We start from the raw sequence: 15,566 nt of genomic DNA, 5'->3' as shown, positions 1-15,566 counted from the left end.
ATGTCAATGGCAATAATGGAGGAAAAGATACAGGGTGTTACAAATGATATATTTGCTGATGTGGTTGAATCCCATTCTGCCAGTAAGCTATTTGAGCATTTGCAGCTGGACAGGGATGCCATTATCGGTATTTTGGATAATCTTGTGGCTATTCTTTTCCCAGCACATTTTGCAAATGAGAAAACTCCCGGCACCTATTCATTAAAATATGAAATGGGTACCAGACTTTCCAATGTTGTTAATTGTCTAACAGATCAGGTTATGGTATCCCTTCAGCAGCATCCGGATTACTGTAATAAAAACGATGAGATGAGAAGGGATCACGCTGAGGCCATAGTGGGAATTTTTGTGGATTCACTTCCCGAAATCCGTCAGCTTTTAAAGAAGGATATTCAGGCGGGATATGACGGGGACCCGGCGGCTACCAGCTTTGACGAGATTATTTTTTCCTATCCTGGCTTTTATGCCATTATGGTAAACCGTATAGCTCATGTGCTGTACAAGCTGGAGGTTCCCATGATTCCACGAATAATGACGGAGCATGCCCACAGTCGTACAGGGGTAGATATCCATCCAGGCGCCCAGATAGGGGAGTATTTCTTCATCGACCATGGAACAGGTGTGGTAATAGGTGAGACCACCATCATTGGTGACAGAGTAAAGCTCTATCAGGGGGTTACTCTTGGTGGCCTGTCTACCAGAGGTGGTCAGAGCCTTCGTGGCCGACGACGCCATCCGACTATTGGCAATGATGTAACCATATACTCCAATGCCTCCATCCTTGGAGGGGAAACGATTATCGGGGATGGGTGTATTATTAGCGGTAACTGCTTTATAACCAGCTCCGTCGCTCCTGGTATGAGAGTCAGCAACGGCAAGGGAGAGCTACAGATTATACCGGATAAAAAATAAAATACTATGTGTTCATAATGCCAGTCAGCAAAAATAAACTTTTGCTGGCTGTTTTTTTATTTAAAGGAAATACATACTTTTTGTAGAAAACAAAATAAGATAGTATAATATAAAATCATAGGTTAATTTTGATGAAAGATATATCCCTTTATTTCATATATGTATTGTGGAATTATGAGATAGTGCTAATAAGAGAAAGGACACGAGAATATGAAAAGATATTTTTATATAGGTATAGCCGTTATATTGGTTTTGGCCCTTGGTTTGGTGGGCTATGGTGCTTGGCTGAATTACAGCGATGAACACCAGATAGCCAGACGAATGGATAACCGTGTTATACAGCTGTCTACTGCCAAGGCTGAGTACAGGGATATACATCCAACAGTTTCTCTCCCGGCAGTACGTTTTAGCTCTGATAATATGGCTGATGCCATAGCACTTACGGATGGCCGTCTTACTAACTGGCTGGTGGAAAAAAATGCTCCTGTACATAAGGGTGATATTCTGGTGTCATTGATAAATGAACAAATTCCTCTGAAAATCCAGCAGTCTTCCAGCACAGTTAGCCGTGCGGAGGCACAGCTGGCTCAGGCCTATAGTGTATACCAGCGTCAAGGGCGTCTTATGAAGAAAGAAGCTACTTCACAGGAAAAATATGAAGCATCTGAAGCCCAATATCTTGCTGCCAGGGAGGCCTTGCAGGAGGCTGAAGCTCAAAGAAATCAGCTGTATGTTCAGCAGGGTTGGCTGAATGTAAAAGCTCCTGTTGATGGAGATGTACTTCTTGTGTATCAGCAGACAGGTTCTTATGTACAGGCCGGAACCCCTGTGGCATTGGTAGGTAATTTTGATTATCTTAACTTTTCTGTAAATCTTGCTGACAGTGAAATATATCATTTTAACGTTGGAGATAGGGCTTATTTAAGATTCCCTGATCATTGGTCCATGGGAAAGGCCTATGACACTGATTTTGGTGCAGGCAATTTAGGTGGCAATACGGAAATAATTGGCGTTCTGAAGGAAATAGTACCTCCATTGTCGGAGCCGGCAGCCATCAGACGTACAGTTTGGGAAGTAGATAACCGTGTCAGAATACTTGAGCCTATGACATATACAGGCGTAACTATGTATACATATAAGGATTATCATTGCCTTACTGTGCCATTGGATGCCATGGTGGACAAATCCAATGACAAGGTATATGTGGTGGATGCAGACGGCATCGTTCATTTGCGTTCTATTAAAAGCGGTTGTGATGATGGAGTATACATTGAGGTATTATCAGGCCTTTCAGAAGGCGATGCTGTGGTAGTAGGAAGTGTTGATGGCCTTAGTGATGGAATGAAGGTAAATATCAAACCGGAGGGAGGGGAATAATATGGCTGAAAAACAATGGGGTAGCGAAAAGAATGGTATTTTTAGCAAGGAAGCATTGGATAAGCTGCGTTCCCCGGAACAGCTGGATACTGTGTTGCCTATAACAAGTCCTATAGGCTGGATGGGCCTTGTGGCAGTGGCCGTCATGATGGTGGCTGTTGTGATATGGTCAATATTTGGTTCCTTCACCGTCAAGGCAGAGGGGGTAGGCATGATTATGGATTCCTCTGGTGTTTCAAAGGTGTCTTCTGTGGCTGGCGGCAAGATAGATAAGGTTTATGTACACCCTGGAGAAAAAATAAAAAAGGGAGCCATGATAGCCCATATAGAGCTGCCTCAGGAAACGGCGGCAACCCGTATGGCCCAGTACAATCCTGAATTGGCTTCCAGTAATCGTGATGCAAAAAACAAGGTACATGAATTCGATTCACGTCGTTATCAGAAGGAAACAACAGAATATGTTTATTCCACACGCAGTGGTACAGTAGATGAAATAATGGTGCAGGAGGGTGCTGTTATTGGTACCGGATCTCCAATTATTACAGTGCGGAATGATGATGGACGCAATGAATTGAGCGGTATCATGTACGTATCTGTAAATAAGGGTAAAAGTGTAAAGCCAGGTCAGACTATTCAGATTGCTCCTGGTGGTGTAGATATTTCCCAAAGCGGAAGCCTATTGGGAACGGTTCGTTCTGTTTCCCAGTATCCTGTGTCTGCCCAAACCATGCAGTCCACATTAAATAATGAACAGCTGGTTCAAGCTATTCTTCAGGCACAGCAGGGTGCCGTAATGGAAGTGATATTCGATTTGGTAAAGGATCCTGGCTCTGAATCAGGGTATTTGTGGACTTCTTCTGTGGGAGAACACAAACCGATTACTGCTGGAAGCTTTTGTACTGGCACGATTATTATTGAGCGTCGTCCTCCTATCGAAAAAGTTTTTTATCGTTTAAGCCAGTGGCTGAGAAACAGGTGATGATATGTTAGTGGAAAAAATAAAAGATTTCTTTTCCAGCAGTCACCAACGGGTTAAGGTACCTACTATACTTCAGATGGAGGCTACAGAATGTGGTGCTGCATCTTTGGCCATGATTCTCGCCCATTATGGCTTATGGATACCCCTGGAGAAGCTGAGAGCAGAATGCGGTGTAAATCGCGATGGTTCCAAGGCAAGCTGCGTTATAAGGGCAGCAAGAAACCGTAACTGTGAGGCCAATGGTTATCGTTGGACCACCAATGATATTTTAAAATTGGAATCAGAAAAAATATTTCCCTTGATAATACATTGGGAATTTAATCATTTTGTGGTTTTGGAAGGAATAAAGAATGGCAAGGCCTATCTCAATGATCCTGCCATGGGACGGAGAACAGTTCCCCTTGAGGAGTTTCGTACTTCCTATACGGGGGTGTCTCTCCACATTACCCCAAATGAGAATTTCCAGAAGGAGGGTCGCCGGTACAACGTATACAAGGATATGTTCCATAAGCTAATGGAAGACCGTTGGGCCATGACCTTTATTCTGATTTTGGAGCTGTGCGCAATTATTCCGGGATTGGCCAGCCCGGTTATGTCCCAGATTTTCCTTGATGATATTTTGACAAGAAAACATCCGGAATGGATGACTAATTTCTGTATTGCCATGACCCTGTCCTTCATAGTATCTGGTATTATAACTTGGCTGAGGGCTGTTGTATTGACCTTGTGGCAGCGAAAGCTCACGTTATCGGATTCATCCAGATATTTTTGGCATCTGTTGAAGCTGCCAATGCAATTTTTCCATCAAAGGTATGCAGCTGAGGTAGCAGGCCGCGTGGCCTTTAATGAGTCTATTGCCGGTGTATTGTCCGGACCGGCGGCTACCGCAGCATTGGATTTGTTTGTAGCATTTTTCTATCTGTTACTGTTGCTGCAATATAATGTTACCTTGACAATTATCGGTGTGTGCTTTATGTCTGTGGAAATCATACTGTTTTTGGCTATGCGTCGTCATCTTACCGATTTAAACATGCGTATTCAGCAGGATGCGGGCAAGGCCTATGGTGTGGCCATGAATGGTCTTAGAATGATTGAAACTATTAAGGCCAACGGTGATGAATCAGATTTCTTTACAAAATGGGCTGGGTATCAGACCAAGGTTTTGACTGCCTCTCAGGAAACAGCTCTTTGGTCATTGTCAGTAACCATCTTGCCAACATTATTATCAGGTGTTAATGGGGCATTGATTATGACCATAGGTGGTTTCTCCATAATGGAGGGTGCTATGACTGCCGGTATGTTCATGGCGTTTCAGCATCTGATGGGCTCCTTTACAGCACCAGTAAACGCCCTGGTAGGTTTGGGCTCCACTCTGCAGACTACAGAAATGCAGATGCAGCGTCTAAATGATGTGCGTTGTTATGAAGTTGACAGATTGAATTTCCCTACAGAGGAAGAAGAAGCTCAGCAGTCCTATCCTCGTGATAGGCTTTCAGGTGACCTCCGAATGGAAGATATCAGCTTTGGTTATAGTCCATTGGAAAAGCCTCTGATTTCAGACTTTAACCTTCATGCCCGCCCAGGTGAATGGATAGCGATAGTAGGAGCTTCTGGCAGTGGTAAATCCACAATTGCCAAGGTTATTACAGGACTTTATGAGGAATGGGGTGGTATCCTGTCCTTTGACGGAGTGTCACGCAGAAAGCTGCCCCGTAAGGTTATACTTAGCTCACTGGCTGCAGTAGATCAGGATATTTTCCTTATAAGTGGTACAGTGGCGGAAAACATTTCACTCTTTGACAATACGGTGCGAAGAAGTGAGATTGTTCAAGCTGCAAAGGATGCCTGCATACATGATGATATAATGAAGCTAAGTGGTGGTTATGAGGCTCTGGTATCAGAGGGGGGACTCAATTTCTCCGGAGGTCAGCGGCAGCGTCTTGAAATCGCCCGGGCTTTGGCTCTGAATCCTTCCATTTTGATATTGGATGAAGCCACCAGTGCCCTTGATCCTATTACAGAGAAAATTGTATTGGAAAATATTCGTCATCGTGGTTGTACCTGTATTATTGTGGCTCACCGTCTTTCCACTATCAGAGACTGTGATGAAATCATTGTACTTTCAAATGGCAAGATTGTGGAAAGAGGCGTTCATCGCGAAATGATGAAGCACGATGGACCATATAGACATCTTATTGAAGAACGTGAGCAGGAAGATATGGAAATTGTAGAGCAGTAAGGAGGCAAAGCCAATGATAAAAACACATAAGCTATTATCTGGCCAACGCTTCCAGTTATATGACAATAAAAAATTAATAAAGGTCATGTCCGGTATTGTGGAGGTTTATGCTACCACCAAAGACGGAGATGATGAGCTTTCCTTTAGACAAAATTATCTCATCAATGCTCAGGAGGGAGAGTGCATATTTCCTTCCATTGATGAATTCGATGAGATAAATATTCAGTTGTATGCTTTGGAAGATGCTGAGTTATCAGAAATTGCCTTTGATGAGCTTGAAGCCAATGAGTTGGCTAGGGTAGCTCAGCACTGGTTTGGTCGCCTTATGGAAATCTCCTGGCTGCGTCTTATGGCAGATAAGGGAGATGATATGCTCCAGTCCTGGCTTAAAGGTAATGTTTTTAAAGAGATGGACAGCCAGGAGCAAGTAATTGCAGAGCTTAAGGACCATGAAGAGGTCCTGTCTATGTTTTTGGGAATGAGGTTTGGTGCTGAAGATACCAGATTATCAAGACGAATCAGTATGCGGGAAAAGGCCCGTAAAATATTGGTAGAAAATGGTATTCGCAGCTTAATCGGTGAAGAGCATATTTTTGCCGGTGAAGCAGAAGTTTCTTCATCCCAGCAAACAACTATGGATACAACCTTTGTGGTGCAACAGGTTGGCAAGGCATTAAAAATGCCAATTGAATCCATAGGCATATCAGAAGAAAATGCCAAAAAATTGGATAATATTGGTCTGATACGCCGTCTGATGCAAAAAGGAAATATGCAGATGCGCCTCATAACCCTTCCTAAGGGTTGGTATAAGCAGGATACAGGGGTTATGATAGGCTATTACACCTCCCCAGACACAGGGGAAAAAGAATTGGCTGCACTTATACCAGAACAGCCGGAGGTTTATCGTGCCATATTGCGGCACAAGCCTGAGGGCATATTAGTAACTGAAGAAGTAGCAAAAAATATCGAAAAGGATGCTTTTGCCTGCTACGCTGGTTTTCCTTCCCGCAAGCTGAAGCTTTGGGATTTAATTAAATTCATTTTCCATCAATGCTGGATAGCTGATTATCGAACCATAATAATTTGCAGTTTATTTGGTGGCTGTATTCCATTAGCTACTCCAATAATTACTGAAACCATATTCCAGGATATTATACCTATTTTAGATAGGCAGGGACTGGCCACAGTAACCCAGGCCCTGATGGTAACCAGCTTTACCACAGCTGCCTTGGGAATAGTCCGCTCTATAGCAGTAATGCGTATTTCAACCCGTATTGAGATTTCGGCAGAGGCTGCCATGTGGGGACGTCTTATGCAGCTGCCTACCAAATTTTTCCGTCGTTTTACTGTGGGGGAATTGGCCAGCCGTATGGGAGGAATTGGCGTTGCCAAGAGCTTGGCGTCCGGCGAATTCGTTGGCTCTATTTTGAGCTTTATATTCTCATTTTGGAGTATTTTCCTCATGTGCTACTACAGCATAAAACTCACAGCTGCAGCAGTTGTAGTTTGGCTGATCTATTCCCTGTTTGTCATGGCTGTAATGCGCCGAACACTGTATTTCCAGCGCAAAATCATTGATGCAGGCAATAAGTCTGCTGGTATGGTACAACAAATTTTTGCAGGACTTGCAAAATTCCGTGTGCAGGGTGGCGAGGAGCAAGCATATAATCTTTGGGCATCAACCTTTGGTGAGCATTGGAAATGGGAATATAAGCTGCGGTGGCAGAATAACTATACCTCCATTATTTCCAGCATTCAGCCGTTTGTTCTTACAATGATTCTTTATTGGATAGCAATGTATGGTATGAATGAATTGGGTCCGGATGGTAAGACTGTTAAGAGCGGTATTACTTATGCTCAATTTATCGCCTTTAATTCAGCTTATAGCAGCTTTAATGGTGTAATAGGCGGAGTCCTTGGCCTTATTGGCAAATATTTCGCCATTCAGCCTCAGATTGAAAATCTCAAGCCGATTTTAAATGAGGTTCCGGAAAGCAACGAGGAAAAGCAGGATGCTGGGCAGCTCTCCGGGGCCCTTGAGGTGGGAAATCTGTCCTTTGCATATACGTTGGTAGTACCAGATGGCAATGGAGGAACCATAGAAGTTAAGGGCGATGACGTTATTCATAACGTTAGCTTTTCTATTGCTGCTGGCGAAAATGTTGCCATTGTTGGTAAATCCGGCAGTGGGAAAAGCACCTTGGTTCGTTTGCTATTGGGCTTTGAACAACCACAAAAGGGCAGTATTTCCTACGATGGACAGAATCTGGCAGACTTGTCCCTTCCTTCGGTTCGTTCACAGTTAGGTGTTGTATTGCAAAATGGCCAGCTTATGACCGGGGATATCTATACAAACATCGTAGGTACAAGAAATCTGACCCAGGACGACGCCTGGGATGCCGCTGAGGCAGCAGGCGTGGCTGAGGATATTGCGGAAATGCCAATGGGTATGCAGACAGTAATCAGTGAGGGCAGCTCTAATATTTCCGGTGGCCAGCGTCAGCGTATTCTTATAGCCCGGGCTCTGGCCGGAAAACCTTCTTTGCTTATTTTTGATGAAGCCACCAGTGCATTGGATAATCGTTCCCAGGCAATTGTTACCCGCAGCTTGGATAAGCTAAAAGCCACCCGTATAATTGTAGCCCACCGCTTGTCCACCATAAGGAACTGCGATCGCATCATTGTCATGGATGATGGTCGTTTAGCGGAAATGGGTACCTTTGATGAGCTTGTGGAAAAAGGTGGTATATTTGCTGACCTTGTAAAAAGGCAAATAGCATAGATTGTAGAAGGTGAATCCATTTATGAAGAAATCATTTATTTTAGCTTTAATGCTGGTAGCCTGTAATATAGGGCAGGTTGCAGCCGAATCACAGCCTGTCATTGAAAATACGGAAGAAAATTTGAGCCTTTCCCTGGCTGAAAGCATTGATATTGCTTTGAGTAATAATGATCAGATTCATGCAGCAGAAAAGGGAAGGGAAGCCAGCAAATGGGGACTGTCATCTGCCCGGCGGTCCGATGGTCCAACTGTAGGTTGGGAATCTAATTTCAGTCGTAACAGATCTCGTAGAACTGGAAGGTATTTTTATAATACTTCATATTCCAACAGCTGGAGTCTTACGATTCCTGTTTATACTGGTGGAGAACTGGAAGGAAAGATTGATAAGAACCGCTATTTGTTAAATCAGGCGGATTTGAATCTGGAAAATGTAAAGCAGACTGTGAGGTACAAAACAGCTAATGCCTACGCAAATCTTCTGCATCAAAAGGATGTGGCCAGAATTGCAAAGGAGGCAGTGGAAATGTCCAATAGCCAATTAAGGCTGATTAATGAACAATTCAGTGAAGGTGCTGTAGCCAAGGCGGATGTGCTGATGATGGAGGTACGCTTGGCCAATAACCGTCAAAGTCTGGTGTCAGCCTTGGGCAATATGGAAATTGCAAAATATGATTTAATTAATGCAATGGGCCTTTCCAACAATGTTAATGTGGAGCCTACAGATGTATTTTCCTATGAACCATATCCAAAAGAGCTTTGGGAATGCGAGGAATATGCTCTTGAGCATCGTCCTGATGGAATCGCTGCAGATTATGGTATAAAAATAGCTGATGCCAATAAAGATATAGCTAAGGCCGGCTATCGGCCAAAGGTTTCCGGCAGTATCGGAAGAGGGATTGCAGGAGGGCAACCCTTTGGCATGGAAAGTACTGATAGTCTATCCGCAGTTATAAATTTTAAATGGAATATTTTTGATAACGGTGTAACTGCCGCCAATGTATCCCAAGCTGATGCCTTGGTACAGCAATCACAATATAATGCTGAATATACAAAAAAGAATATTAGCCTGGAAACACGTTCCGCATACGAGAGAATGAAAATTGCGGAAAAAAACATCAAAGAAGCTACAGCGGCGGTGAAGCAAGCTGAGGAAAGCTATACTATAGCCCAAGTCCGTTATGAGGAAGGCGTAGATATATTGCTAAATTTGCTGGATGCCCAGGAAAAGCTGACTCAGGCCAGATCAAATTATTCCAATGCCCTTTACCAATATAATCTTTATCGTGTGACTTTGGAAAAGGCCATGGGTGTACCTGTGGATATGGATGTTCCACTTTATGTTGAGGCAGAAAAAGGTGGATTATCAGCAGATAAGGCACTGAAGGTTGCGGAAATTAATGGATAATTAGAATGCAATAAATGCTTCAAAGCAGGAAATTACAATTGAATAACGAATAGTAATAGTTAAGAAAAGATTAATATAACTAGAGTCCCTTGCCTAAATGAACTTAGACAAGGGGCTAAGTTATATATACTCCCTTGATTACTTTTGGGGATTATGTTTTGTACTGAGATATTTTAAGGAGGAAGAAACGTGGAAGATATTAATATTTCTATAGAGGAAAAAAAGGATGGTCAGTTTTATTTCTACAGGGAAGACTGGACAGAGTTAATGCCGAGGATGTTGGCTCAAAGGCTGAGGAAACTATGGCTGCCGCTGCAAAAATGGCGGCGGATTTATCAGGACTGGAATATATTTCCTCTGCTGGTATCCGTGTTCTCTTACGACTTGCCAAAAAATCCAAGGCAGATGGAAAAGAATTTGTCATTTGCGGTGCAGATGGATTTGTAAAGGAGATTCTTGAAGACTCCAATATGGATATGCTTGTAACCATGATAGATTCAGTCGAACAGCTGCCTTAATGGTGATAATTATTAGTCTGTAGTATTTATGGGGAGGAAATGTCTGTGAAGTTGGATATTAGACGTAAAATATTGCTTCTCATGGGCATTTCCGGGTTAATTACCGCTGTGCTTTTGGGGGCTATATTGACCTTGGGGCTGAATACAGCCTATGATACCTTGGACAAACAGGCCTTTACCATGGCTCAGGGGGTAAGCGATGAAGCTGTAAACTATTCTCAGAAGCTGGCCCGCAAACGACTGGAAAATATTATTCGCTTAAAGGCTTATCACATTAATGAGATCATTGGCGAAATGGAGGGTAATTTAATAATATTATCCGATAAAATTAGCCAGATATCAGATTCATCAATCAAAAATAAAAGTATTATACCTAAGGATCCACGCACTGAGACGGTGTACAGCGGTGAATGGTATTATCTACCGGGAGCAGATGATTATTCACCTCAATATGCTGTTGAGGTTGCCAACGATTTGAATGCTACTCTGCATAATTTAAGTAAGGGGGAAAAGGCCCGACCTTTGTTTTTTTACATTGGTTCCAAGAATGGCTGGAGCCTTCGCATGGATATCTTGCCGAATGATAATGACAAGGTTAATTTGCCCCAAGCGGCTCTGACCAGAGACTATGATGCCAGGGATAGAAGCTGGTATAAATATGTAATGCAGGCTGAAATAAAAGATGCACCATTATATGTTCCGTTATATTCTTCAGCAGGTGGCAGAGCAATGTTATCTGTTGCCATGCCATATAAGGATAAGGATGGAATAGCCGGTGTATTGGGTGTTTCAATTCCGTCATCAACCTTGTCTGCGGCTATGGAAGACAATACAAGAGATAAGAGTGATATCAGCTTTTTACTGGATTCCAAAGGCCATGTGATTTATTCCTCTTTATCCGTGGAGGATTTGGCTACAGACCGTTCCGACTTTGATTTGCGCAATTCCGGTATTGAATCATTGGCCCAAGCTGCTCAAAGTATGACTGCAGGAGAAACAGGCTCCACAGTAGTTGATATTTACGAAGACTCTTATTTTTTGGTATATGCACCTGTGGGTTCACAGGGCTGGAGTTTAGGAGAGCTTATTTCCTACAATGAGGTTCAGGAACCAGCAGACTATATTGGATATTTGGTGAAATCAGAATTTAAGGAAATACAAAATGAATTACAGCTTGTGTTTTCCGGTGTTCGAACAATTAGTCTAATTGCATTTATTCTGTTATTAATTTCAATCATTTTGGTAAGCCGTCCTATGGCGGGGCATTTTTCAAAATCTATCAGAAAATTATCAGAAGGTGTAAAACATATTTCTGAGGGAAACTTCTCGGATGAGCTTTCAATTAACTCCGGCGATGAAATTGAGCTTTTGGCTGACAGATTCAATGCCATGACCAAGGATCTCAATAAATATATGGATGATCTGACCAGAGTAACCCAGGAACAGGCTGAAGTTACAGCTGGTCTTGACGTAGCCACAAAAATCCAGAAGGGAATGCTTCCTGAGGGAGGAATCACATCATCAATTTTTTCTCTCGATGCTGATATGCAGCCTGCCATAGAGGTCGGTGGAGATTTCTATGACTACTACTATTTGGATGATACCCATTTGGCCTTCACCATAGCAGATGTATCTGATAAGGGGATTCCTTCCGCTATTTTCATGGTAGTTTCAAGGATTATACTCAAAAATTGTATTAATTTGTATTATCAGGATGGATTGGCTAATGCAGTTACATTGGCTAATGATCAGTGTTCACAGCTCAGTAATGATGGTATGTTTGTTACTGTATGGACTGGTGTCCTGAATACAGTAACTGGTGAACTGATTTACGTAAATGCTGGCCACAACGCACCTGTTCTTCTCCATGATAAGGAGCTTTTGTATCTGCCAAAGGGAAAGTGTCCTATGATGGGATTTATGGAAGGCATTGAATATAAACAGCAAAGCATTATGCTGAAGCCTGATTCCCTGTTGCTCCTTTATACAGATGGCGTTACTGAAGCCATGAATGAAGATAAGGAAATGTATTCCAAGGAGCGTATGGAGGAGATATTGAAAGACTTGGGAGATAGTTCTCCTAAGGAAACTATAAACAGCGTAAGGCAGGATGTTGCTAAATTTGTTGGTAAAGCAAAGCAATCTGATGATATAACCATGGTGGCCGTAAAATATAATGGCGTTAAAGGGTGATGGAAGCAATGAAGCTGGACATAAAAAAGAGATTGTTTATGCTGATGCTGCTGGGCAGCTTATTGAGCTTCCTGTTTTTGGGGTCTTCCCTTTTTTATGGGTTATACGGGGTATGGGATTCTTTTAATGCCAATAAGGAAGAAGCAACCGTCGTTGTAGCTGATTATAACAGGGATTTTGCCAAGGAACAGACCCAGGAAACTATGGACAGGTCTGTGGAATTAAAGTCCGAAACAGTATCCTTTGAAGTAAACGCCATAAAAGAGGATGTAAAATACCTTTCCAATGAAGTTTCTGAGATATTAAAATCACCACAAAACTACGAGCTTAAGAAGCTTCCTAATGCTGCCGATGGAAATCTTCCTGGCGGAATACCCTATGTTCATTTTAGTCCTGAGCTTAAGTCCCAGGGGATAACTCCTGAATTGGAAAAGGAAATTCAGCTGGTATCAAATATAGGGGAGCAAATGCAATCCTTGGGATTGTATTATGTAAATGTTTTTGTTGCTTCCAAAAATGGCTATACCATTTATTATGATACTTCCGATGAAAAGGGGTATGTTGCCATACTCAGCCGTGAGGAATGGCGTGATACTTATGACGCCCGTAAGCGTGGCTGGTATACAGAGGGAATGAATAGCCAGGAACCTGTATTTAGTGATGTATATACCTCAATAACGGGAGTAAAAATTATTTCCTGTGTTATGCCGTACTTTGATCAAAATGGTATAGCTGGTGTTTTAGGAGTGGACTGTTCCCCAAAGAACTTATTTATTCAGGAAGAAGAGGGAAAGGTTCATGAGAGCTTTATTATAAATAAAAAGGGCGTAATTCTTTTGAGTACCGTCCAAAAGTCATTTTTTCCTCCTAACAAGGTCTTAAAGCGGATGCGTCAGCGCTTTACAGGATATGAAAAGGTGTTTGTAGACAACGAAGAATATTTCCTATCCTACGCTCCTATTGACAATACTGACTGGTGTATGGGGACCCTCGTATCAAAGGAAGAAGTAATGAAGGATGCTGTAACTGCCCAACATCGGATGGTAGAGCAGATGAATATTTTCTACACATCATTTGCACGTATTATTTTATTGATGGGCGGTTTAACTATCGTCATATCATTGGTGTTGTTTTCCCTTATTTTATATTGCAGTGCCAAAATTGCCACACGGGTTTCCAAGCCTGTATATGCCCTTATGGCTGGGGCGGATGAAATAGCCAAGGGAAATTTCCAATACAAAATTCAGATACATACTGGTGATGAACTGGAGCAGCTGGCAGAAAACTTTAATAAAATGACCGATGCCCTTAACCACTATACCCAGGAAATTGCCTATAGAGCCAAGGAAAAATCCCGTGTTGAGGCGGAGCTTTCTGCTGCTACCAACATTCAAATATCCCTGTTGCCTTCTCCATTACCACCAAGAGATGAATTTTCATTGGCTGCCGCTATGTATACAGCTAAAGAGGTGGGGGGAGATTTCTACGATTATTACTTAATTGATGAAAAGTATTTGGCAGTAACCATAGGCGATGTTTCCGATAAGGGAGTTCCAGCAGCTTTGTTTATGGCTGGAGTAAAGACAGTAATTAAAAATAATATTTTAAGCGCAATGAAGAAGGGGGTTACCCTGGAAGCTGCTTTATATTATGCCAATAATCAGATTATTGACGCCAATAAAGAAAACTATTTTGTTTCTGTCTTTGCCGGAATATTAAATATTGAAACAGGAGAGTTTACTTATGTAAATTGTGGCCATAATCCACCTGCTTTGATGGATGGAGAAGCAATATCATATTTACCTTCCTTCAAAACAAATGCAGTTTTAGGTGTAAAAGCTAACTGGAAGAATACTGAAAATAAAATACATCTAAAGCAAAATAGCTTTTTATTCCTCTACACAAATGGTGTAACAGGTGCCTTAAATGGAAATCAGGATTTTTTTGCCAAGGAAAGAATGGAGCATGTACTTAGGGAAATGGGTACAGAAACAGCTCCGAAGGAAATCATTAAGGGCATGAATGAGGCTGTTATAAGTCACATAAAGGGAACGGGAGAAAATGTGGAGCAGTCTGATGATATTACCATGTTGGTTCTATATTATAAGGGATGTGATGATATGGACTCGGAAAAAGAAATAGTTATTCCAGCAAAAGTTGAGGAATTGCCTAAAATTGTATCCTTTATTACAGAAATATCACGTGCCATCGATTGTTCAGAGCGTTCAATAAATCAGCTGATGCTGGTGGTGGAGGAGATATTTGTCAATATTGCAGAATATGCATATAAGGACAAGGAAGCAGTGGCAATTATAAAAGGTAAGCTTTATGGTAAACCGTCGGAAATTGAGCTTAAATTTATCGATGAAGGGGTTCCGTATAATCCATTGGAAAAGGATGACCCAGACATTGATGCTGCCCTGAAGGACAGGGAAATAGGCGGGCTTGGCATATATTTGGTAAAGAAAAAAGTGGATAATATATCCTATGAACGCCAGGGAAAGAAAAATATACTCACTATCAGAAAGAAAATGATTTGATTAAGGGAGCAGTAGCTATGGTTTCCAGCACGTTGTATTGGAGTCAGCGGGCCAGGCAGGCCATCACTGATGAAGAAGCATTTACAGAGTTATATGATTATTATTTTCCTCGGGTATATCAGTATCTATTGGGAAAAACAAAGGACAGCTCTTTAGCTGACGAATTTGTCAGTAAAACATTTCTTAATATGTATGAGCATCTGGGAGATTATGATCCGGAACGGGGAGCCTTTTCCACCTGGCTCTTTCGCATTGCCCAAAATGTGGTAAACAAACACTACGGGAGTAAGGCTTATACTGCCCATACCTCCTGGGATGAGGGCTTTGACCCGGCGGATCAGCAGGCTACACCAGAGCAGCAGTATGTTGACAAGGAGCAGGACGATGAGCTAAAGGCTGCAATTATGCAGCTGCCTGAGCGTGAGCAGAAGATTTTGGAAATGACCTATTGGATGAACATGAAATCCAATGAAATCGGAGAAGCCCTAGGCATGGCTCCCAGCTCTGTACGTGTAGCCTTAAAGCAGGCCCGTGAACGGTTGAAAACAATTTTAGAAAAAACATAAGAAAGTAATAACAGTATTACCTCAAAAATCTATTTAAGGAGGGCATATCAGCAGA

The 15,566-nt window shown here is 42.2% G+C and carries 9 protein-coding genes and 1 pseudogene; all 10 read left to right on the top strand.

Translation table 11 applies throughout. The features are described 5' to 3' along the window. The 10 genes and pseudogenes from B6K08_RS05885 to B6K08_RS05840 all read left to right on the top strand — a co-directional run bounded on the left by B6K08_RS05885 (position 1) and on the right by B6K08_RS05840 (position 15,511). Positions 1 to 912: a serine O-acetyltransferase gene (locus B6K08_RS05885; RefSeq protein ID WP_143254849.1), complete on the top strand. Its 912-nt coding sequence runs from the start codon at positions 1 to 3 to the stop codon at positions 910 to 912. A gap of 210 nt (positions 913 to 1,122) precedes the next feature. Further along, positions 1,123 to 2,289, top strand: coding sequence for an efflux RND transporter periplasmic adaptor subunit (locus B6K08_RS05880; RefSeq protein WP_039206999.1), 1,167 nt, complete (start codon positions 1,123 to 1,125; stop codon positions 2,287 to 2,289). A 1-nt stretch (position 2,290) separates the two neighbouring features. Then, positions 2,291 to 3,268, top strand: coding sequence for an HlyD family efflux transporter periplasmic adaptor subunit (locus B6K08_RS05875; RefSeq protein WP_080325681.1), 978 nt, complete (start codon positions 2,291 to 2,293; stop codon positions 3,266 to 3,268). 10 nt (positions 3,269 to 3,278) lie between these two features. Next, positions 3,279 to 5,507 (top strand): NHLP family bacteriocin export ABC transporter peptidase/permease/ATPase subunit, encoded by a 2,229-nt coding sequence (locus B6K08_RS05870; protein WP_200810393.1) that lies wholly within the window; start codon positions 3,279 to 3,281, stop codon positions 5,505 to 5,507. Between the two features lie 13 nt (positions 5,508 to 5,520). Beyond that, positions 5,521 to 8,289: an NHLP bacteriocin export ABC transporter permease/ATPase subunit gene (locus B6K08_RS05865; RefSeq protein WP_052211741.1), complete on the top strand. Its 2,769-nt coding sequence runs from the start codon at positions 5,521 to 5,523 to the stop codon at positions 8,287 to 8,289. 22 nt (positions 8,290 to 8,311) lie between these two features. Continuing rightward, entirely contained in the window at positions 8,312 to 9,694 is a 1,383-nt protein-coding gene (locus tag B6K08_RS05860) for a TolC family protein (protein ID WP_039205997.1), read from the top strand. Between the two features lie 230 nt (positions 9,695 to 9,924). Next, positions 9,925 to 10,212 (top strand): annotated as a pseudogene (locus B6K08_RS05855) (STAS domain-containing protein); the annotation flags it as partial. 45 nt (positions 10,213 to 10,257) lie between these two features. Continuing rightward, entirely contained in the window at positions 10,258 to 12,405 is a 2,148-nt protein-coding gene (locus B6K08_RS05850) for a SpoIIE family protein phosphatase (RefSeq protein WP_052211737.1), read from the top strand. Further along, on the top strand, positions 12,405 to 14,945 hold the full coding sequence (locus B6K08_RS05845; RefSeq protein ID WP_080325677.1) for a SpoIIE family protein phosphatase: 2,541 nt from the start codon (positions 12,405 to 12,407) through the stop codon (positions 14,943 to 14,945). Before B6K08_RS05850 ends, B6K08_RS05845 begins: the two co-directional genes overlap by 1 nt. Continuing rightward, entirely contained in the window at positions 14,942 to 15,511 is a 570-nt protein-coding gene (locus B6K08_RS05840; protein ID WP_143254848.1) for an RNA polymerase sigma factor, read from the top strand. Before B6K08_RS05845 ends, B6K08_RS05840 begins: the two co-directional genes overlap by 4 nt. Positions 15,512 to 15,566 lie beyond the last annotated feature (55 nt).

The organism is Anaerovibrio lipolyticus DSM 3074 (genome assembly GCF_900141865.1).
GTDB classification, from domain to species: Bacteria; Bacillota; Negativicutes; order Selenomonadales; family Selenomonadaceae; genus Anaerovibrio; species Anaerovibrio lipolyticus.
The sequence above is the reverse complement of the archived record's forward strand: the minus strand, read 5'-3'. Positions and strand labels throughout refer to the sequence as shown.